Consider the following 19,588-nt stretch of genomic DNA (forward strand, 5'->3'; position numbering starts at 1 on the left):
CTTCGTTGCCTGGCCGCCACTATCGCCTCAAAGATATGACGTATTCAAGTAGTGGAAACCAAATCGTCATACTTTTGAGGTGTGGGCTGGATCGCAGGGCGATGCGAACGCTCACGGGCCGGACGTCTACCCTGGGCGGATGGAGATCCAGGGGCTGCCCGGGCGGCTGCTTGACGAGCTCGGGCCGACGATCGCGTCCGGGGAGATCCCCGAGGGCGCGGTCCTGCGCGGGGAGGACCTGGAAGAACGGTTCGGGGTGTCCCGGACGGTGGTCCGGGAGGCGGTGCGGATCCTCGAGGGAATGCGCATGGTGGCATCCCGGCGACGGGTCGGGATCACCGTGCTGCCGAAATCGCTCTGGGACGTCTTCGACCCGATGGTGATCCGCTGGCGCCTCGCCGGGGCCGACCGGCCCGCCCAGCTGCGCTCCCTCGGCTCGCTGCGGATGGCCGTCGAGCCGGCCGCGGCGGCACTCGCCGCGGTCCACGCCACCAATGACGACCGACGCGAACTCAGCTCACTGGCCGTCGAGTTGACGGTCTCCGCGCGCGAGGCCGACCTGACCACCTTCCTCGGCCACGACATCGCCTTCCACGCCCTGGTGCTGCGCGCCTCCGGCAACGAGATGTTCGCCCACCTCGGGGACACCGTGGGGGCGGTGCTCACCGGGCGGACCGAGTACCATCTGATGCCCCATCAGCCGGAGCCGTACGCGATCCGGTTGCACCGCGAGGTCGCCGACGCGATCTGCTCGGGGCACGCCGACGAGGCCGAGCAGGCGATGCGGACGATCGTCACGGGCGCCCTGGAGGAGCTCAACCAGCAGTTGGGCTGACCTCCCGGTGACCCCTGCCCGGATGACACGATTTGGTGGCAGTTCGGTGGATTCGGACGCATAGTCCTGGTTCGGCGGGGCAGAGTGAGCCTGGGGTCGCGTTTCGCGTGCGCCCGTTCCGTAACCAGTTGTTCCGTAACCAGTTGTTCCGTGTCCCGCGCCGAATCCGCGCCTGGGGGTCGCCCGATGTCCGTGTCACGCCGCCGTCGCCGCCTTCCCGACGAAGTGCGCGCCGCCGCAGTCCGGGCCGTGCTCTCCCTGGCCTTCACCCTGGTGGGTGTGGTCGTCGCGACGCTGTCCTCGTACGCGGGCAGTTCGATGCTGACGCCCGCACTGATGGCCATGGGGCTCGGGGTGTTCGGCACCATGTGGTGCCTGCTGGAGATCCTGATCTCCCGCCAGGTCGCCGCGCAGCGGATGCGGGCGCCGGTCTCCACCCACCCGATGGCGGGCGGCCGAGCGCCCTCCGAACCGCTGGCGGCCCGGCCGTTCCCCCGGCCCGGCTCGTCAGTGCACCAACAGGCGTACCGACAGCCGTACCAACAGTCGTACCAGTCGGTGTACCAAGAGCCGGATCAGCAGCCGGATCAGCCGCTCTACCCGTGGCCGCAGCACCCGCCGCACCAGCCGCGGGTGTCGACCACGCCGCCGTGACACCGGGGCCGAGCGTCAGCGCGATCACCGATCCGACCGAGTTCGACGGGGCGGAGCGTTCCTTCGCCATCGCCCCGCCCGCCGAACTCATGGCGGTCCTGCGCCGGTTGAAGGAAGGCCGGCGGGCGGGCTAGTCGACCGGGACGACCCGGTAGTGGGTGGTGATCCGGGCCTCCCCGTCCAGGACGTGGAAGGCGAGCATCGGCGGGTGGTCGAAGGAGATGCCGCGCCCGCCCTCGCAGGGCAGGGTGACGGTGGAGACCACGCCGGGCGCGACCAGCAGCGGCAGGCCCGCGAAGGTGGTCGCGGCGGGGGTGTGGGAGTGACCGCAGAGCAGGGCGGCCACCCGCGGGTGGCGGCGCAGCACCGCGGCGAGGTCCGCCTCGCCGAACTGGCGGATCCCGTCGACCATCGGCAGGTGCAGCTCGACCGGCGGGTGATGGAAGGCCACCAGGGCGGGCAGCTCGGTGCGCCCGGCGGCGAGCCGGGTGTCCAGCCAGTCCAGCGTCTCCTCGTCGAGCAGGCCGTCGTCCTTTCCGGGTATGGACGAGTCGAGCATCAGCACGTCGGCGCCGGGCAGCTGGTGCAGACGGTTGATCGGCCCCTCCCCGGCCGGCTCGCCGAGCAGCACCTCCCGGTACGGCACCCGGGAGTCGTGGTTGCCGGGGCAGGTGAGCACCGGGTGCCGGGAGGTGAGCGCCTTGGCCACCTGCCGGTACTCCTCGGCCAGGCCGTGGTCGGCGAGGTCGCCGGTGACCAGCACCCCGTCCAGCGGGCCGGGCAGGGCGTCGAGGTACGCCATCACCTGCTCGGTCCGCCGCCGGGCGCGCTTGCCGCCGTCCCGGCGGTGGACCTGGCCGAGGTGGATGTCACTGAGGTGCGCGATCGTCAGCATGCCGATCACGCTAGTCAGTTCACGGCTGCGCGGGAACTCCCTTCACAGCCGCGTGGGACCCGCGTTCACGGCCGCGCAGGGACATCCGCTCACGGCTGGGCGGGAACCTCCGCGGGGCGCTTGAACATCCGGGTGGCCGTGATCTCGCCGTGGATGGTCGGGCCGTCCGGGTCCGGGGCGGCGGGCAGGCCGGGGCGCAGGTGCTCCTCGACCGAGATGTACTTGAGGCCGGCCCGCAGGTCGGCGTCGTTGCGCAGGCGGATCACCAGCGGGAACTCGGCGAGCGCGGTGGTGTCGAACAGGCCGGTGGTGTAGATGAGCTGGACGCCGAGCGCGTCGGCGACGGCGCGCTGGAGCTCCAGCAGGTAGGTGGCGTTGGCGCGGCCGATCGGGTTGTCGAGGAACAGCGTGCCGGCGTGCCGCAGTTGGGACTGGCCGCGGTCGTTGGCGCGCAGCGCGGCCATCGTGCAGTAGAGCGCGATGGCGGCGGTGAGCAGCTGGCCGCCGGAGAAGACGTCGGACATCTGGCCGACGCCGACCCGCTCGGCGCGCAGCACCGCGTCGGGCTTGAGGATCTCGACGCTGACGCCCTTGGGGCCGATCGCGGCGGCGACGCCGCGCAGTAGCAGGGACATGCCGTCGCGGCGCAGGTCGCTGTTCTTCTTGACGGCGGCGCGGGTGGCTTCGTCGATGACCTCGCCGAGGCGTTCGACCAGGGTGGCGTGGTCCGGGTCCTCGAAGCGGATCCGGAGGAACTCCTGGCCGGACCACTCCCCCAGGCCTTCGGGCAGCCGGGAGAGTCGCTGGGCGGCGCGCAGGGTGGTGAGCGAGGACTCGACCAGGCCGCGCAGGCGGTCCACGATCGAGCCGCGGTTCTTCTCCAGCTGGGCGAGTTCGTCGGTGAGTACGCGCAGTCGCGGTGCGAAGGCGGCGGCCCAGGCGGCGGCGTGCTCGGGAAGCGCGGAGGCGGGCAGTTCGCGGATCTGCTGGCGGGCTGGGGTGCGGACGGCCTCGTAGCGGGCGGCGTTGGCGTGCCGGACGAGGGCGTCGGCGGTGTCGCGGACGGCGAGTTCGGCGCTGGACAGTTCGCCGGCGGCGGTGCGCAGGGCCCGGCGGGCCTCGGTGGCACCGGTGCGGGCCTCGGCGAGGGAGCCGAGGTACGGCTCGATCGGGTCGTCCGGGTCCTCCTGGTGGTCGCGCAGGCCGTCGCGCAGCTGGCCGGCCAGTTCGTCGAAGTCGGCGGCTGCGGACTGGGCGGTGTCGAAGGTGCGCTGCAGGTCGGCGTGGGCGGTGCGGGCGGCGTCGAGGGCCTCGCGGCGTTCGGCGAGGCGGCTGGTGGCGGTGCGCAGCAGGGCCTGGGCGTGCTCCGGGTCGGTGGGGACGAGGTCCTCGGGCAGCTCGGTGTGCGCTTCGCCGTCGGTGGGGGCGGAGCGCTCGGCGTCGCCGCGCAGGCGGCCGAGGTGTTCGCTGGCGGCGGCGGAGCGGGCCTCGATGGTGGCGACCAGTTCCTCGGCGCGGGCGGCGGCGGCCTGGCGGGCCGGGCCGTCGGCTCCGTCGGGGCTGCCGAGGAGTTCTTCGGCGCGGGTGCGCACCTTGTTGGTGAGGCGGTCGAGTTCGGTCGCGGCGGCGGCCTCGTCGCCTTCGGCGCGGGCCTGTTCGGCGCGCAGGTCGGCGCCGACGCCGACCTTCTCGTAGAGCTGGGAGGCGGCGCGGTAGGCCTCGCGCAGGGCGGGCAGCGCGGCGGGGGCGGTGTCGGCGGGCTCGTCGGTCTGCTCGGCGGCGGGGATCTCGGCGCGTTCGGCGCGCAGCGCGCGGGTCGTACGGCGGGCGTCGTCGGCGGCGCGCTGGGCGGCGCGGCGGTCCTCGTCGCAGGTACGGGCGCGTTCGGCGCACAGCGTCTGGCGGCGGTCGCACTCGGCGGCGTCCTCGGCGAGTTCGCGCTGGCGGCGGGCCCAGTTGGCGCGCTCGCGCAGGCGGAAGGCGAGGCCGGAGAGGGCGTCGGCGCGGCGGCGGGCGCGCTGGGCGGTCTCGCGGTGTTCCTCGTGGGCGCAGACGGCGGTGGCGTGGTCGGTCTCGGCCTCGTCGTGGTCGGCGCGCAGGGTGGCCAGGGCGGCGGCGGCCTGCTCGGCGTGTTCGCGGGCGGTCTCGGCGGCGGCGGCGAGCTCGGCGAGGGTGCCGGGCGGGCAGCTGGCGTGCCAGGAGGCGAGGCGGGCGGCTAGGGCGCGGTCGGCGCCGAGGCGGGCGGCGAGTTCGCGGATGTGTTCCTCGCGGGCGCTCGCCCGGGCGCGCAGGTCGCGGCGCTCGCCGTCGGCGGCGGACTCGTCGTGCATGGCCGGGTTCGGCGGCACGAGGAAGAAGGCGGGCTCGTCGGTGATCGGGGCGATCAGCGAGGCGGCGGCGCCGACGGCCACGGTGGAGCGCGGGAGCAGGGCGGCGGACTGGAGGGCCTCGCGGGCGCGCTCCAGCGAGGAGGGATCGGTGACGACGACGCCGTCGACCAGTTCGGGGCGGGCGGCGAGGATCGCGTCGTGGTCGGCCGGGTCGACCGACTGGGCGAGGTAGCGCCAGCCGGGCAGGGCCGGGATGCCGTGCTCGGCGAGGTACTCGACGGTGGCGAGGACGTCCGGGCCGGGCGGCAGCAGGCCGCCGTCGCCGAGGGCGGCGAGGATGCGGGAGTCGTCGGCGGCGGCCGTCCGCAGGTCGAACAGGGTGCGTTCGGCGGTGGCGATGCCCTCGTCGAGGAGTTCGCGCAGGTACTCGGCGTTGCGGTCGAGGACGGCGGGGGTGAGGAAGCCGGCGTCCTCCTCGCCGCCCTCTTGGTACGGGGTGAGGGAGAGCAGGTCGGCGAGGCGCTGCTCGGTGGCGAGCAGGGCCGCGGTGCGCTGTTCGCCGGCCAGGGCCTGGGCGGCGGCCTTGCGGGCGTCGCCGGCGCGTTCGGCGGCGAGTTCGGCGCGCGAGGTGGCGGCGGCGGCCTCGCGCAGCCGGGCGGCGCAGGCCTCGGCGGCCGTACGGGCCTGGGCGAGGGCGGCGGCGGCGGCCTTCTCGACGTCGGCGGCGTGCAGGGCGGCGCGGGCCGGGTCCACGTCGCCGTCGGCGTCGATGAAGCCGGCCTCGACGGCGGCTTCGGTCTCCTGCTCGACCTCGGTGAGGCGCTGGCGCAGGTGCTCGGCCTCGCTGCGGGCCTTCTGGGCGGCGGTGGCGGCCTCGGTGGCGTCGGACTGTGCCTTGGCGCCGTCCGCCTGGAGTTCGCCGGCGCGCTGTTCCTCGGTGTCGGCGCGGGTCTCGGCGGCCGCGGCGGCGGTCTCCAGGGCGCGGGCGAGGGCGGTCGCGGCGCGGGCGCGGGCGGCGAGCGCGGGGGCGGCGTCCAGCTCGGCCTCGCGGATGGCGGCGGCGACCCGGGTGACCCGGTCGGCGGCGGCGCGCTGGCGCAGCACCGCCTCGGCGGCCTGCCAGGCGGCGTGCAGGGTGCGGGCGTCGATCAGCTCGCGGCGCAGTGCGGCGGCTTCGGCGGTGGCCGCGGCGAGGCTCAGGGTGGCGTGCCGGTAGGTGAGTTCGTCGGTGATGAGGGTGTGCCGGGTGCGGTCGGACTCGGCGGCGGTGACGGCGCTCGCGGCGGCGGCGACCTCGATGGCGAGGTCCTGGGCGCGGTCGCGTTCGGCGGTGGCCCGGGAGGCGAGGGCGTGGGCGAGGCGGCGGGTGCGGCGCTCGGCGGTGCGGTGGGCCTCGCGGACGGTCTCGCGGGCGGTGGTGGATTCGGCGATGCGCTCGAGCAGGTCCAGGGAGCCGGCGGTGAAGTCGCGTTCGGCGGTGAGTTCGGCACGGCGGCCGAGTTTGGCGGCGAAGCCGTGGACGAGGTCGGCGAGGCCGTCGGTGTCCCGGGTGTCGGTGACGGCGCGCAGCAGGAGGTCGGTGAAGTCGCTGTCGTGCTTGACCGCGAAGAGGCCGGCCGCCTCGCCTTCGTCGGCGTTCATCTCGCGCTGGTAGCGGAAGAGTTCGGGGTCGAGGCCGAGTTCGCCGAGGTGTTCGGTCCAGCGGTCGTGGCCGTCCTCGAAGACCAGGTCGAGGTGGGGGTGGCCCTTGCCGGCCTCGGTGAGGGCGTCGCGGAAGCCCTTCATGGTGCGGCGGCGGCCGCGGGCCTTCTGGTCGCCGGCCAGGCTGAGCCGCTCGGAGACCGGCAGGGAGTCGAGGGTGAGGCCGGGGCCGGGGCGGAAGGAGTACCAGGTCTCGGCGAACTTGCGCGGGTCGGAGGAGACCTGGCGGCCGCGCCACTCGCTGACCTTGCCGACCACGATCAGCTCGCCGGTGACGGTGTGCTGCCACTCCAGGGCGACGTGGCCGCAGTCGTCGGCGAGCAGGAACTTGCGCAGCACTCCGGAGCTGGCGCCGCCGAGGGTGTTGCGGTGGCCGGGGAGCATGACCGAGAAGATCAGCTTGAGCAGGACGGACTTGCCGCCGCCGTTCTCCAGGAAGAGCACGCCGGCCGGGGCGGGGCGGCGGACCGGGCCGTCGGTCTCCTCGCCGAACAGGCCGATCTGCTGCGGGGCCGGGTCGGCGACGGGCTCGCCGACGCCGCGCAGGTCGAGCACCGTGTCGGCGTAGCGGGCGCCGGCCGGTCCGATCGAGTAGAGGCGGACCCGGTTGAGCTCGTACATGTGCGGCGGTTCTCCGTGCGTCTATGGGGTTGTCAGAGCGATCAGAGCGAGTGGAACGGCAGGCCGGCGTCGGCGACCAGTTCGTCGGAGGTGTCCGGCGGCAGCAGGCTGGCGGTGCCGTCGGAGACCGGGACAACGCCCAGGTCGATCAGTTCGGCCATGGCCGCGCTGCCGGCCAGGTCGCGGACCTGGAGCTGGTAGCGGGCGGTGGTGCGGTAGGTGCCGCCGGAGTCGTCGGAGACCTTCTGCAGGAAGCCGGAGTCGACCAGGAACAGCACGGCCTTGGCGACGATGCCGATGGTGGAGCCGGAGAGCCGGCGGGCGTCCTTGGTGGCGCCGGTGGCGGTGCGCCGGGCCCAGACCCGCCAGGCGGCCTCCAGGCCGGGGGCGTCGGACTGCGGGTCGGTGTTGGCGCCCTCGGCGTCGGCCTGCTCCTCCAGGCGGCGGCAGGCCTGGCGGACGAAGGAGTCGACGCCGTTGACGGTGATCCGGCCGAGGTAGGTGTCGTCGGCGAGGTCCTCGGGGCGGGGGAAGGCCATCGCGGCGACGGCCAGGTGGGCCAGGCCGTGCAGGAAGCGGTCGGTGGACTCGGAGGCGGCGCGGCGCGAGTAGTCGCCCATCCGGACGGCGAACAGCGAGTCCTCGGCGGCGGCCACGGCCATGCCGGCGCGTGGCGAGACCTCCAGGACGACCAGGCCCATGCCGGTGGCGATGGCGTCGGCGAGCCGGGCGAACGGCGGGTCCTCGCGGTGGCGGCGCACGAGCTCGGCGTACTCGACGTCCCGGGCGGGCAGCAGCTTGGCCTGGAGGCCGAAGGAGACCAGCCGGGCGGCGTCGGCGACGTCGGCCGGGGTGATCGGCGCGGGGGCGGCCGGTTCGGTCTCGGTCGCCCAGGACGTGTCGTGGTGGGTCGTCACGGGCGGTGCTCCTCGGGGGTGGCGCGGTTACGGGTGTTCTGCTGGTGCGGCACGGCCGGTCAGCCGGCGTCCTTGCGGTCGGCGGCCATGCCGACCGCGTCGAGCAGGGCGCTGCCGACGATCAGGTCGGCGCCGCCGAACTCGAGGTCGCGCAGCGGGGTGCCGTCGTCCACGGCGAAAAGCAGCCGCTCCTCGCCCTGGCGGTAGGCGGTGCCGACCGGCGGGCTGGCGGCGTGCACGGCGAGCAGGGCGACCAGGTACGGCAGCTCAGGGTCCTGCTTGCGGGCGTCGGCGAGCAGGCCGGAGAGCCGGCGGGGGGCGTCCGGGGGCAGGTCGAGCAGGACCAGCGCGGCCTCCAGCTGGGCCTCGGAGAACCGGCTGTCGTCGGGGGTGGCGACCAGGTCCGGGTCGGGCAGCTCGGCGCCGAGGTGCTCGCGCTCGACCGGTGGGGTGAGCAGCAGGTCGACCAGGTCGGTGACCCGGACCGAGGCCGGGGTACGCAGGCCGGCGCCGCGGGCGAAGAAGGCGCCGGTGGGGCGGACGGCCTGCTCTATCGGCAGCCGGAGCACGGGGGCGAGCAGTTGCCCGTACAGGTCGATGCCGCTGCGGGCGCCGGGGGTGGCGAAGGCCTGCCGGTCCTGCTCGGCGCGGAACAGCGGGCCGGCCTCCAGCAGGCGGGTCTGCAGCTTCGTGTGGCGGCGGATGCAGTCCTTGACGATGTCGAGCAGCTCGGCGGCGCGGCGCTTGTGCTCGGCCCCTTCGGGAGTGTTCGGCTCGGCTTCGTCGCGGGCCTTGCGGATGTTGGTGAGAATCGCGTTCTCGTGCCGGTAGCGGTCGGCGATGTGGTCCAGTGCCTCCTCGATGAGGTCCGGGACGGCGCGCATCCAGTCGACGGCCCGGACGTTGCGGCGGGTGGCGTCGAGGGCGCGGCGCAGCGTCTCGGCGTACTGGACGGTGCGGTAGCGGGCCTGCTCGGCGGCGAGCTGGGCGTCGGCCAGGCGGCCGCGGCGGATCAGCACCTCCAGCTTGACCTCGGCGGCGATCTGGGCCGAGGTGACGTCGGTGTCGAGCGCGCCGACCAGGACGTTGACCGCCTCGTCGGTGGTGCGCAGGTAGACGCCGCCGTCGGGGCCGGGGACCTCCTCGATGAGCTTGAAGTCGTAGTCGCGGCGCACGTACGCGCCGTCCGCCCCGAAGGTGCCGTAGACGGCGCGGAAGCCGCGGTCCACGCTGCCGACGTTGATCAGCGACTCCAACACCCAGCGGGCGACCCGCTCGTGCTCGGCGGCGGGGCGGCCGGCGGCCTGGGCGGCGACCCGGGGCAGCAGGCGGGCGAGGACTATGTCGCGGTCGGCTCCGGTGTCGAAGTCCATGTTCAGGGTGACCAGGTCGATCGCGGCGAGGCCGACCTCGGCCATCGCGTAGCCGCCGTACTCGCCGGCCAGGTTGACCTTGCGGTTGTCCAGGTCGTGCAGCGGGGCGGTGCAGGCCAGCGCCTTGAGCCGGCGGGCCAGTCCCTCGTCGGCGGCGGGGCCGGGCGCGGGGCGCGCGACGGCCGGGCCGGCGGACGGTCGGAGGCCGGGCTCGGTGGGCGGATCTGCGATGGCGGTCACGGGGGACAAGATTAGAGGTTCGCACCGACATCGACCGAAACGGACCTTGCGGACGGACGGAGCGGCAGGTGGGAAGCCGTCCGGGGGACGTTTTCAGAACGCGGTTTCGACGGTATTCCGCCATTCTCGAACCGATATTCGAGAAAGCCGTGAGGGCGGCGCAATGGTTCGGTGATGATCGACCTATGATCAGCCGACTGGCCAAGGCGGGCCTCGCCGCCGCGCTGTCCGTGACCACCCTCACCACCGGTGTCGTCCTCACCACCGGCGCCGCCGCGGCCGCGCCGGCCGCCACGGCATCGACCTCCGCGCAGCACGTGACCGTATCCCTGAACGGCTACCTCCCGAGCACCACACCGCCCGGGCCGGGCCAGTTCTCGATCGGCTGGACGTCCGCCGGGACGGCCGACCTCACCGGGCCGACCCACATCACCGTCGACCTGCCCCCGGGTCTCACCACCGACGGCGCGATGTTCTACTCCACCCCGTACGACTACACCTTCACCGAGACCGTCTCGCCCGACGGCCGCCACCTGGACGCCGTCCTGGTCGGCACCCGGCGGCCCGGCCACTACGAGTTCATGAAGATGAAGCTCTACGGCAACCCCAACCAGCAGCCGGACGGCCAGATCGTCGCGACGGTCGGCAACCCGAACGACACCGACCCGACCGGCCACGTGGCCCTCGCGGCGCTGAACGGCAGCACGCCGACGCCGGCCACCCCGCCCGCGCCCGCCGTCACCGGCCTCGACACCACCACCGGCCCGGGTACGGGCGGCACCGCGGTGACGGTCAGCGGCAGCAACCTCACCCACGGCATGGTGCTGGTCGGCGGCGTCCCCGCGGCCGGGAACTGCACCGACACCGCGTGCACGGCGACCACGCCAGGCGGCTCGGGCAGCGCCCCGGTCAGCGTGGTGACGCCCGGCGGCACGGCCGCCGCCCCCGCCACCTTCGACTACACCGGCGCCGCGCCGCCGGCGCCGCCCGCGCCGGTGGTCACCTACCTGTACCCGACCAGCGGACCGGTCGCCGGCGGCACCCAGGTCTCCATCGCGGGCACCGACCTGACGTACGGGTCGGTGCGGTTCGGCGGGGTGCCCGCCGACCACGTCTCCTGCGGCCCGAAGTTCTGCACGGCGTACGCGCCGGCGGCCTCGCACTCCGGCCCGGTCGGCCTCACCGTGACGACGGCGGGCGGGACCAGCGCGCCGGTCACGTACACCTACACCGCGTAGCGCTCACTGTCGGTGCCCGGGTGCCTCGGCGCCCGGGCACCGACGCGTTTCCTGCCGCGGACGCGCTTGCGGACCCGACGCGCTTCCGGGCCTGCGTTCGGCTATCCCGAAGGGGCAAGTTGAACACGTTCAAAAAGAAGGTCTAGAGTCGGTTCCGCGCAGTCGGGACAAGGCCCCGCCTGCCCTTCGGCATGGAGGTGCACGACATGGACGGCGACCCCGCGGTCACCCTTCGCAAGGTCCGGCGCTGGCTGTGGTTCTTCCTGGTCTGCCTGGTGCTCAGCGGCCTGACCGCCTTCCCGCTGGAGACCGAGACCCGCCTGCTGGCCGAGTTCGCGACCGGCCCGGCCGCCCCGCTGACCGACCACTTCCCCGCCGTGACGGCCTGGTTCGAGCGGGTCCACACGGGCATCGCCGAGACCAACGAGCGCTACCCCTTCCTGGCCTACGGCACCGACTGGCTGGCCTTCGCCCACCTGGTGATCGGCGCCGCCTTCTGGGGGCCGCTCAAGGATCCGGTCCGCAACATCTGGGTGATCCGCTGGGCCGCGCTCGCCTGCGGGGCCGTCATCCCGCTGGCCCTGATCTGCGGGCCGCTGCGGGGCATCCCGCTGGTGTGGCGGTTCATCGACATGTCGTTCGGCGTCTTCGGTGTCATCCCCCTGCTGATCGTGCTGCGGGCCCTGCGTCCGCTGGAACGTTCCTTCCCGGAACCGGTGCCCGCGCGCTGAGCCGAGACGGCCCGCACGCCCCGCATGGCGCCGCCCCGGGGCGTGCGGACCCGGTCGCACGCCGCAGGCCCGGCAGGGGCCGGGTCACGGACAACGGCCTTCACCCACAGGCCCTACCATCTGGCTCAAGAGCTGCTGGGAGGCGGACGGGCGTGGCCGATGCGGTGATCGATCTCAATGCGGACCTCGGCGAGGGGTTCGGACGCTGGACGCTGACCGACGACGAGGCGCTGCTGTCCGTGGTGACCAGCGCCAACGTCGCCTGCGGCTTCCACGCCGGCGACCCCTCGACGATGCGCCGGGTCTGCGCACTGGCCGCCGAGCGCGGCGTCCGGATCGGCGCCCAGGTCTCCTACCGCGACCTGGCCGGCTTCGGCCGCCGCGCGATGGACGTCCCCCCGGAGGAACTCGCCGACGAGATCGCGTACCAGATCGGCGCCCTCCAGGTCTTCGCCCGCGCCGCCGGCTCGAAGGTCTCCTACGTCAAACCGCACGGCGCCCTCTACAACCGGGTGGTCGCCGACTCCGAGCAGGCCGAGGCCGTCGTGGCCGGCGTCCTGCGGGCAGGCGCGGTCTGCGACGGGCCGCTGCCCGTCCTCGGCCTGCCCGACTCCCGGCTGCTCGAGGTCGCCGAGGGTGTCGGACTGCCGGTGGTCGCCGAGGCCTTCGCCGACCGGGCGTACACCCGCTCCGGCACCCTCGTCCCGCGCCGCGAACCCGGCGCCGTGGTGCACGACCCCGAAGCAGTGATCACCCGCGCGGTCGGCATCGCCCGGGACGGCGCGGTGGAAGCCGTCGGCGGCGATCGGATCACCGTCGAGGCCCGCTCGCTCTGTGTCCACGGCGACACCCCCGGCGCCGCCCAGCTCGCCTGGCGGGTGCGCGGCGCCCTGGCCTCGGCCGGGGTCCGGGTGGAGGCGTTCACGTGACGGCCGGCGCCGAGCCACCGCCGGGCGGCCCGGTGCGGCCGGTCGGTTCCGCACAGCGGGTCGGCTCGGTGCGACCGGCCGGCTCCGTACAGCAGGTCGGCTCGGTGCGACCGGCCGGCTCCGTACAGCAGGTCGGCTCGGTGCGACCGGCCGGCTCGGTACAGCGGGTCGGCGAGCGGGCGCTGCTGGTCGAGCTGCCCGGGACGGCCGAGGTCACGGCGCTGTACGGATGGCTCCGCGAACAGCGGGACGCGGGCGCGCTCGGCGAGGTCCAGGAGCTGGTACCGGCCGCCCGCACGGTACTGCTGGACGGCGTCGCGGACGTCGACGCGGTGGCCCGGCTGCTCCGCACCGTCCGTCCGACGGCGGCCGAGACGGCACGCGGACCGCTGCTGGAGGTCCCGACCGTGTACGACGGCGCCGACCTGGCCGAGGTCGCCGCCCTGTGGGAGGTGTCCGAGGAGGCGGCCGTCCGGATCCACACCGAGCCCGAGTACGTGGTCGCCTTCTGCGGCTTCGCCCCCGGCTTCGGCTACCTCACCGGCCTGTCCACGCGGTACGAGGTCCCGCGCCGCGCCACCCCGCGCAGCTCCGTCCCGGCCGGCTCGGTCGCCCTGGCCGGCCCGTACACCGGCGTGTACCCGCACCCCTCCCCCGGCGGCTGGCAGCTCATCGGCCGTACGGCGCTCCCCCTCTGGGACACCGACCGGGAGCCCCCGACCCTGCTGGCCCCGGGCGTCCGGGTCCGGTTCACGGCGCAGCGGGCATGAGTGGCGCGGGGCCCGACCCGGCCCTCCGCGCAGTGCGCTCACTAGACTTCGAGGATGATCGAGCTCCTCGACAACCTTGATCTGCTGACCCAACGCCACCTCGACCCGACCACCCTGACCTTGGGCGGTGTGGCGTTCGGAGCCCCGGCCTCCGACATCCCGCGCCGGCGGATCGTCGACGCGACCGCGCCCGTCGTCGCCCGCCGCACGAGCGGGACCGACATGGAGTCCGCGTACGAGGACGGCAACGGGCGGCGGCTGACCCTGGACGAGGTCGTCGACGACGCCGTCCGCTCCCAGGGCTTCCTGTACGCCGCGGACACGCTCACCTACCGGATCCGCTCCGGGACGGTCGTCGGCTTCGCGGTCTACGGCCCGCACCTGGCGCACTTCGCCGCGCTGACCTCGTACGAGGAGTTCCGCACCGCGTTCGGCACACCCGACCGGGTCGACACCGACGACGAACCCGGCGGCGGGCCCATGGCCTACTGGCACCACTACTCGGCCCCGCGGAAGTGCGCGCGATGGGACGCCTGGGACAACCGGGTGAGCCTGGTCAACCTGGGTGACTTCGACGTATAAGGCCCGTCGGCAGGGCAAGCGCTCGGCAAGGCAAGGCAAGCAGACGGGCAGGCGGCCGACAGGGCGTCAGGAGGCAGCGGCGATGAGTGAACTGGTGGTGGTGCGGCCCGGGCCGCTGACCACGGTTCAGGACCCGGGGCGGCGCGGGGTCGCGCACCTCGGGGTGCCCAGGGCCGGGGCGCTGGACGAGCCGGCGCTGCGGGCGGCGAACCGACTGGTGGGCAACGAGCCGGGGGCCGCCGGGCTGGAAACCACGCTCGGCGGGGTCGCGCTGCGGGCTGTCGGGACGGTGGTGGTCGCGGTCACCGGTGCGCCTGCGCCGGTACGGGTGGACGGACGGGCGGCGGCGTGGGCCGCGCCGGTCGCGGTCACCGGTGCGCCCGCGCCGGTATGGGTGGACGGACGGGCGGCGGCGTGGGCCGCGCCGGTCGCGGTCACCGGTGCGCCCGCGCCGGTACGGGTGGACGGACGGGCGGCGGCGTGGGCCGCGCCGGTCGTGGTGCCGGACGGGTCCGTGGTCGAGGTGGGCCCGGCGACGGACGGGGTGCGCGGCTACCTGGCGGTGGCCGGCGGGATCGCCGTCCCCCCGGTGCTCGGCAGCCGCTCGGCGGACCTGCTCTCCGGCCTCGGGCCGGCCCCACTGGCCACCGACGACCGGCTGCCGGTCGGCACTCCGCCGCCGTACCGGGCCCGGCCCGAGCTGGTGCCGCTGCCCGCTCCCCCGGCCGAACTGGTGCTGCGGCTGCGGCTCGGCCCGCGCGCGGACTGGTTCACGGCGGACGCGGTGGCCCGGCTGGGCCGCGACGACTACCGGGTCTGCTCGACGAGCAACCGGGGCGGGCTGCGCACCGACGGCCCGGCGGTCACCCGGGCCCGGGACGGCGAACTGCCCAGCGAGGGCATGGTGCTGGGCGCGGTGCAGATCCCGCCGGACGGGCAGCCGGTGGTCTTCCTGGCCGACCATCCGACCACCGGCGGATACCCGGTGATCGGCGTCGTCCCGACCGCCGACCTCGCGGCCGCCGCGCAGGCCCGGCCGGGGACCCCGGTGCGATTCGCGCCGCTGCGGTTCGCGCCGCCGCAGGAGCGTTGACAGCGCTCTTCAACGCCCCAACAGCAGTTCGGCGATGGCCCGTTGGGTCGGGTCCAGTACGGTCTCGCCCTCCTCGGCGGCCCAGGCCGCGTTCTGCAGCACCCGGGCGAGCGTCCAGGCCGTCGCGATCTCGCGGTCCAGCTCCAGGGTCTCCGTCAGGAGGTCGAAGCGCCGCAGCAGCGCCCGCGTGAGGTCCCCGGTGGCCACCAGGTCCTCCCAGCGGTTGCGCAGCGCCGGGAGCAGTTCGAACCCGGGGTGCCCGGCGAGCGGCTTGGGGTCGATGGCCAGCCAGGGGCCGCGGCCGCTCCCCGGGAGCGGGGCGAGGACGTTGCCGTAGTGCAGGTCCCAGTGGAGCAGCCGGTCGCCGGGCTCGGCGCGCACCTCGCGGAGGGCTGCCGTGCAGTCGGCGAGCAGGCTGCGCTCGTCCGGGTGGCCGAGAGTGGCGACGGCCGCCGGGGACCGCGACAGCAGTTCTGTCGACGCTTCCGCCAAAGTCCTTAGGCTGCGGGGAGCTTGATGCTGTGTCAACTGGCGCAGCAGATCGGCGATCACCCGTACTGCCTCGAGGTCGTCGGGCAGGGCGAGGAGCGAACGCGCCGGGTCCAGGCGCTCCAACAGCATGGAGCCCGAGAGGGGTTCGTGGTCCAGCAGTCGGACGGCGCCGCACCCGTCCCAGGCATCCAGGGCTAGGGGTTCGCCCGCCGTTTCCTCGTCCACGGGCTGCAGTTTGAGCACGGCGGGCGTCCCGTCGGCGCGCAACACAGGCAGCACCAGGCCGACGACGCCGTGCGCGGGCGGCCCGTCCGGCCGCAGCTCCCAGCGGTCGAGCAACTCGCCTGCCAGGGCGGGCAGTCGGGCCGCCCAGGCGCGGCCCTCCGCGCCGAGGAACTCCTCCAGGGACGCGGCCAGGTCGGGCGGGACATCGACGGGCATCGGGCGGGCTCCTCTCGAGCGGTCCCGTTCAACCTAAGCGATCCCGTTCAATCCGGCCCGGGCGATCCCGCTCGCCCCAAGCGATCCCGGTCAATCCGGCCCGGGCAGTCCCGCTCACCCCAGGCCGAATGCCTCCGCCGCGGCGGCCGCGAAGCCGTCCGGGTTGTCGAGCATGATGTTGTGCCCGCAGTCCGGGACGGCGACCACCCGCACGCCCGCCGCGCGGAGCCCGCCCGTGCCCGCCAACTCGCCGTCCGCCGCCGGGTGGAGGAAGGTCCGCGGGAGGTCGAGGCCGAGCAGCAACTCGCGCATGGCCGGGACCGTCGCCCGGGCCAGGTGGCGGGCGCTGCGGTAGAGCGCTTCCGGGCCGGCCAGCCGCATCGTGGACCACCAGAACGGCCCGACCCGCTCGGCGACTTCCTCCCGGCCGTCGGCCAGGAACTCCGCCTCGGTGTAGCCCGCGATGCCACTGCTGCCGGGCCGCTGCCGGTCGGGGGTGACCGGGTCCAGGTTGGCGTCCACCAGGACGAGTCGGGAGACCAGCCCGGGGTGCCGGTGGGCGAGGACGATCGCGATCGCGCCGCCCATGCTGTGGCCGACCACCTCGACCCGGCTCAGCCCGGCCGCTCGCACCGCCGCCGCGACCGCGTCGGCGTGGTCCTCCAACGTGTACCCGAAGTCCGCCGGACGGTCGCTGATGCCGAAGCCGAGCAGGTCCATCAGGAGCGAGCGGCGTCCGGCGAGCAGCGGGTGGGCGGCGGCCGCCGCGAAGTAGACCGGCGAGGTGGCACCCAGGCCGTGCAGGTAGAGCCGGGCCGGCTCGGCGCCGGGCAGTTCGACCCAGCGGATCAGGTCGCCGTTCGGGGTAACGGGGGCGTGGCGCATCGCGAGGACTCCTCTGCCAGGGGAAGCACCCGGGAACCGCCGGGAGCACCCCGGGAACAGCGGGGAACAGCCGGGAGCACCGGGGGAACGCCGAAACCATACCTCGCGATCGAGGTATCCCGCAGTCAATATACCCATGGATCGAGGGATGGGCGTGAGAGGGTGTCCCCATGTTCAAGCTCGCGATCCTCGGGTTCCTGTACGGGCGGCCGCTGCACGGCTACGAGCTGCGCCGCCACCTCTCCGCGCTCTCCGGGCATGTCCAGCCGATCAGCGACGGCACGCTCTACCCCGCGATCAAGCGCCTGGAGGCCGCCGGACTGCTGGTCCGCCGGACCGAACCCGGCAGCGCCGCCGCGCCCCGGCACACCCTGCACCTCACCGAGGCCGGCCGCGCCGCACTGCTCGACCAGCTGCGCGAGCCCGAGCCACTGGACATCAGCGACGAGAACCGCTGGTTCACGCTGCTCGCCTTCCTGCGCCACCTCGAGGACCCCGCCGCCCAGGCCGCCGTGCTCCGCCGCCGGCTGGCCTTCCTCTCCGAGCCGGCGAGCTTCTACTACGACGGCGACCGCCCGATGGGCGCCGAGGAGTTCGCCGACCCCTTCCGGCGCGGCCAGCTGCTGATCGCCCGCGCCACCACCGAGGCCGAACTCGGGTGGCTGCACGCCACGTTGGCCGAGCTGGAGGGCGGCGAGCAGTAGCGGGCGCGCCGGAACGCACTGTGGCCCGGACCGACCGTCGAAGGGTCGGTGCGGGCCACGGGCAAGGGTCTCCGGCATCCCGGAGCACGATCGGCGCCGGCGGGTACGGGATTCAGTGCTGGTGGTGGGCGTGAACCACGGCATGGCCGCGCCCCCGGCCGATCATCCACTTGTTGACCGGGACGGTCAGCCCGAAGGCCAGGGCCAGCGAGCCCGCCAGCGCCACCCAGAACAGCAGGTCACCGAGGCCGGCGCTCCGACGCCCGTTCGGCGCCGCTTCCCTCGCTCCGTCGATGATCGAAGTTATACCCCCCTGGGGTACCTTGCAAGCCCTTGACGGCGCCCCCTTCCCACCCGCGCCCATCCGTGCTCGGATGAAGGACATGACCGACGACCGACGCAAGGGCTATGACGGAACGGGCGCGGGCGCGATCACCCCGGACGGCTGCGCCGTCGAGGTGTGGAGCCGACTCCCCGCGGGCAACGCCCCGGACGTGATCGAGGCGGCGGTGCCGCCCGGCGCGAGCATCCTCGAACTGGGCTGCGGCGTCGGCCGGATGACGCACCCACTGGCCGACCGCGGCTTCACCGTGACGGCCGTGGACGAGTCCGCCGAGATGCTGGCCCGAGTCCGCGAGGACGTCCGCACAGTGCGCAGCCCGATCGAGAAGCTGGACCTCGGCGAGCGCTTCGACGTCGTCATGCTCGCCTCCTTCCTGGTGCACGCCGGTGATGTGACGGTTCGTCAGAGACTGCTGGAGACCTGCCGTCGCCACGTCGCCGAGGACGGCTGCGTGCTGGTGCAGCGCGAGGGCGAGGACTGGCACCTGAACGTGCCGCGCGAGAGCGCGATCGGCCCTGGCGCGTGGTCCCGGCTCGTCTCCGCCACACCGGTCGGCGACGGCGTGAACTCCGTCCGCTGCGAGTACGAGTTCCCGGACGGCACCTGGACGCAGACCTTCCTGTCCCGGCCACTCGGCACCGAGGCGTTCGAACAAGCCCTGGCCGAGGCCGGCCTGACGGTCGAGCGCTACCTGACGGAGGACCGCACCTGGGTCCGGGTCCGGCCCGTGGACTGACCGCCCGCGGCCGGAAAGGGGCCCGTTCGCAAAGGCCGAACAAAGGGTGAACCAAGAACTGTCACTTTCACCCCGTACCATCGGCCGCGCGCCGGGCCCGCGCGCGGCCTGCGGGCCGGGCGGGTCGCGGTCGTCCGCACGCCCGTTCCGACCCGCAAGGACCCGCCCATGCCGCCCCTGCCGCCCCCGCCCCCCACCCGACGGATATCCGCGGCGGGTGCCCGGTGATCAACTGGTTCCACGGGGCCGTTCTCGGTCTGATCCAGGGGCTCACCGAGTTCCTGCCGGTCTCCTCCAGCGCCCACCTGCGGGTCTTCTCCGCGCTGCTGGGCTGGGACGATCCGGGCGCGGCCTTCACGGCGGTGACCCAGCTCGGCACCGAGACGGCGGTGCTGATCTACTTCCGCCGGGACATCGCCTCGATCGTGAAGACCTGGGCGCGGTCACTGGTCCGCCCGGCGCTGCGCTCGGATCCGGACGCCCGGATGGGCTGGTTCGTGATCATCGGCACCCTGCCGATCGGCATCCTCGGCAAGCTGTTCCAGGACACCATCGAGACCCATCTGCGCGACCTGCGGATCATCGGCACCACACTGATCGTCTTCGGCCTGGTCCTGGCCTTCGCCGACCGCACCCGCGCCGTCCGCAACGCCCGTCCGATCACCGACCTCACGCTGCCGCACGCGGGCATCTACGGCTTCGCCCAAGCGCTCGCGCTGATCCCGGGCGTCTCCCGATCCGGCGGCACGATCAGCGCGGGCCTGCTGCTCGGCTACAGCCGGGAGGCGGCGGCCCGCTACTCGTTCCTGCTGGCCATCCCGGCGGTGCTCGCCTCGGGGGCACTGGAACTGTTCAAGATCGGCGAGGGCCCGGCACCCGCCTGGGGGCCGACCATCCTGGCCACCCTGATCGCCTTCGCGGTCGGCTACGCGGCGATCGCCTGGTTCCTCAAGTACATCTCGAGCCACAGCTTCCTGCCGTTCGTCGTCTACCGGGTGCTGCTCGGCATCCTGATCATCGGACTGGTGGCCGGCGGCGTCCTGACCCCGGACGCAGGCGCGGTGAAGTAGAGCGGCGG

18 protein-coding genes and 1 pseudogene are annotated in these 19,588 nt (G+C 74.2%); 12 read left to right on the forward strand and 7 right to left on the reverse strand.

Translation table 11 applies throughout. The features are described 5' to 3' along the window. Positions 1 to 139: 139 nt before the first annotated feature. The 3 genes from ACIBEC_RS40060 to ACIBEC_RS40070 all read left to right on the forward strand — a co-directional run bounded on the left by ACIBEC_RS40060 (position 140) and on the right by ACIBEC_RS40070 (position 1,623). A complete protein-coding gene (locus ACIBEC_RS40060) occupies positions 140 to 835 on the forward strand; it encodes an FCD domain-containing protein (RefSeq protein WP_360504902.1) in 696 nt (231 codons plus the stop codon). Between the two features lie 186 nt (positions 836 to 1,021). Then, positions 1,022 to 1,489 (forward strand): hypothetical protein, encoded by a 468-nt coding sequence (locus ACIBEC_RS40065; RefSeq protein ID WP_360504904.1) that lies wholly within the window; start codon positions 1,022 to 1,024, stop codon positions 1,487 to 1,489. Further along, on the forward strand, positions 1,486 to 1,623 hold the full coding sequence (locus ACIBEC_RS40070) for a hypothetical protein (protein ID WP_360504906.1): 138 nt from the start codon (positions 1,486 to 1,488) through the stop codon (positions 1,621 to 1,623). The genes ACIBEC_RS40065 and ACIBEC_RS40070 overlap by 4 nt, the downstream gene beginning before the upstream one ends. On the opposite strand, the gene ACIBEC_RS40075 is transcribed toward ACIBEC_RS40070, so the two are convergent. The 4 genes from ACIBEC_RS40075 to ACIBEC_RS40090 all read right to left on the reverse strand — a co-directional run bounded on the left by ACIBEC_RS40075 (position 1,620) and on the right by ACIBEC_RS40090 (position 9,557). Then, positions 1,620 to 2,384, reverse strand: a complete 765-nt coding sequence (locus ACIBEC_RS40075; protein WP_360504908.1) for a metallophosphoesterase — start codon at positions 2,382 to 2,384, stop codon at positions 1,620 to 1,622. The two genes, ACIBEC_RS40070 and ACIBEC_RS40075, sit on opposite strands and share 4 nt — an antisense overlap. 89 nt (positions 2,385 to 2,473) lie before the next feature. Continuing rightward, the gene (locus tag ACIBEC_RS40080) at positions 2,474 to 7,036 is read right to left on the reverse strand and encodes a hypothetical protein (protein WP_360504910.1); all 4,563 of its coding nucleotides are present in this window, start codon (positions 7,034 to 7,036) and stop codon (positions 2,474 to 2,476) included. 41 nt (positions 7,037 to 7,077) lie between these two features. Continuing rightward, positions 7,078 to 7,953 carry a hypothetical protein gene (locus ACIBEC_RS40085; protein WP_360504912.1) on the reverse strand — a complete coding sequence of 292 codons (876 nt, stop codon included), beginning with the start codon at positions 7,951 to 7,953 and terminating at the stop codon, positions 7,078 to 7,080. Positions 7,954 to 8,012: 59 nt separating this feature from the next. Continuing rightward, entirely contained in the window at positions 8,013 to 9,557 is a 1,545-nt protein-coding gene (locus ACIBEC_RS40090) for a hypothetical protein (protein WP_360504988.1), read from the reverse strand. Positions 9,558 to 9,751: 194 nt separating this feature from the next. Here ACIBEC_RS40090 and ACIBEC_RS40095 point away from each other — a divergent pair, with 194 nt between their 5' ends. The 6 genes from ACIBEC_RS40095 to ACIBEC_RS40120 all read left to right on the forward strand — a co-directional run bounded on the left by ACIBEC_RS40095 (position 9,752) and on the right by ACIBEC_RS40120 (position 14,909). Beyond that, positions 9,752 to 10,804 carry an IPT/TIG domain-containing protein gene (locus ACIBEC_RS40095; protein WP_360504914.1) on the forward strand — a complete coding sequence of 351 codons (1,053 nt, stop codon included), beginning with the start codon at positions 9,752 to 9,754 and terminating at the stop codon, positions 10,802 to 10,804. 206 nt (positions 10,805 to 11,010) lie between these two features. Continuing rightward, positions 11,011 to 11,535 (forward strand): hypothetical protein, encoded by a 525-nt coding sequence (locus ACIBEC_RS40100; RefSeq protein WP_360504916.1) that lies wholly within the window; start codon positions 11,011 to 11,013, stop codon positions 11,533 to 11,535. Between the two features lie 152 nt (positions 11,536 to 11,687). Then, a complete protein-coding gene (locus ACIBEC_RS40105) occupies positions 11,688 to 12,464 on the forward strand; it encodes a 5-oxoprolinase subunit PxpA (RefSeq protein ID WP_360504918.1) in 777 nt (258 codons plus the stop codon). 140 nt (positions 12,465 to 12,604) lie between these two features. Then, entirely contained in the window at positions 12,605 to 13,234 is a 630-nt protein-coding gene (gene pxpB, locus ACIBEC_RS40110) for a 5-oxoprolinase subunit PxpB (RefSeq protein WP_360504990.1), read from the forward strand. Between the two features lie 54 nt (positions 13,235 to 13,288). After that, positions 13,289 to 13,816 (forward strand): hypothetical protein, encoded by a 528-nt coding sequence (locus ACIBEC_RS40115; RefSeq protein WP_360504920.1) that lies wholly within the window; start codon positions 13,289 to 13,291, stop codon positions 13,814 to 13,816. An 82-nt stretch (positions 13,817 to 13,898) separates the two neighbouring features. Beyond that, positions 13,899 to 14,909, forward strand: a complete 1,011-nt coding sequence (locus ACIBEC_RS40120; RefSeq protein ID WP_360504922.1) for a biotin-dependent carboxyltransferase family protein — start codon at positions 13,899 to 13,901, stop codon at positions 14,907 to 14,909. Positions 14,910 to 14,918: 9 nt separating this feature from the next. Here the strand turns inward: ACIBEC_RS40120 and ACIBEC_RS40125 are convergent, their stop codons facing one another. After that, positions 14,919 to 15,842, reverse strand: coding sequence for an aminoglycoside phosphotransferase family protein (locus ACIBEC_RS40125; RefSeq protein ID WP_360504924.1), 924 nt, complete (start codon positions 15,840 to 15,842; stop codon positions 14,919 to 14,921). A 114-nt stretch (positions 15,843 to 15,956) separates the two neighbouring features. Continuing rightward, positions 15,957 to 16,727, reverse strand: a complete 771-nt coding sequence (locus tag ACIBEC_RS40130) for an alpha/beta hydrolase (RefSeq protein ID WP_360504926.1) — start codon at positions 16,725 to 16,727, stop codon at positions 15,957 to 15,959. Between the two features lie 170 nt (positions 16,728 to 16,897). Here ACIBEC_RS40130 and ACIBEC_RS40135 point away from each other — a divergent pair, with 170 nt between their 5' ends. Then, positions 16,898 to 17,431: a PadR family transcriptional regulator gene (locus tag ACIBEC_RS40135; RefSeq protein ID WP_360504927.1), complete on the forward strand. Its 534-nt coding sequence runs from the start codon at positions 16,898 to 16,900 to the stop codon at positions 17,429 to 17,431. A 112-nt stretch (positions 17,432 to 17,543) separates the two neighbouring features. Here ACIBEC_RS40135 and ACIBEC_RS40140 read toward each other — a convergent pair. Then, positions 17,544 to 17,690, reverse strand: a pseudogene (locus ACIBEC_RS40140) (DUF4396 domain-containing protein); the annotation flags it as partial. A 124-nt stretch (positions 17,691 to 17,814) separates the two neighbouring features. On the opposite strand from ACIBEC_RS40140, the gene ACIBEC_RS40145 reads away from it, so the two are divergent. Together ACIBEC_RS40145 and ACIBEC_RS40150 are read left to right on the forward strand one after the other, a co-directional pair. Beyond that, positions 17,815 to 18,510, forward strand: a complete 696-nt coding sequence (locus tag ACIBEC_RS40145; RefSeq protein WP_360504929.1) for a class I SAM-dependent methyltransferase — start codon at positions 17,815 to 17,817, stop codon at positions 18,508 to 18,510. 227 nt (positions 18,511 to 18,737) lie between these two features. Next, the gene (locus ACIBEC_RS40150; RefSeq protein ID WP_360504992.1) at positions 18,738 to 19,580 is read left to right on the forward strand and encodes an undecaprenyl-diphosphate phosphatase; all 843 of its coding nucleotides are present in this window, start codon (positions 18,738 to 18,740) and stop codon (positions 19,578 to 19,580) included. Positions 19,581 to 19,588 lie beyond the last annotated feature (8 nt).

Origin of the sequence: Kitasatospora sp. NPDC051164, assembly GCF_044455625.1 — a bacterium.
GTDB lineage: Bacteria > Actinomycetota > Actinomycetes > Streptomycetales > Streptomycetaceae > Kitasatospora.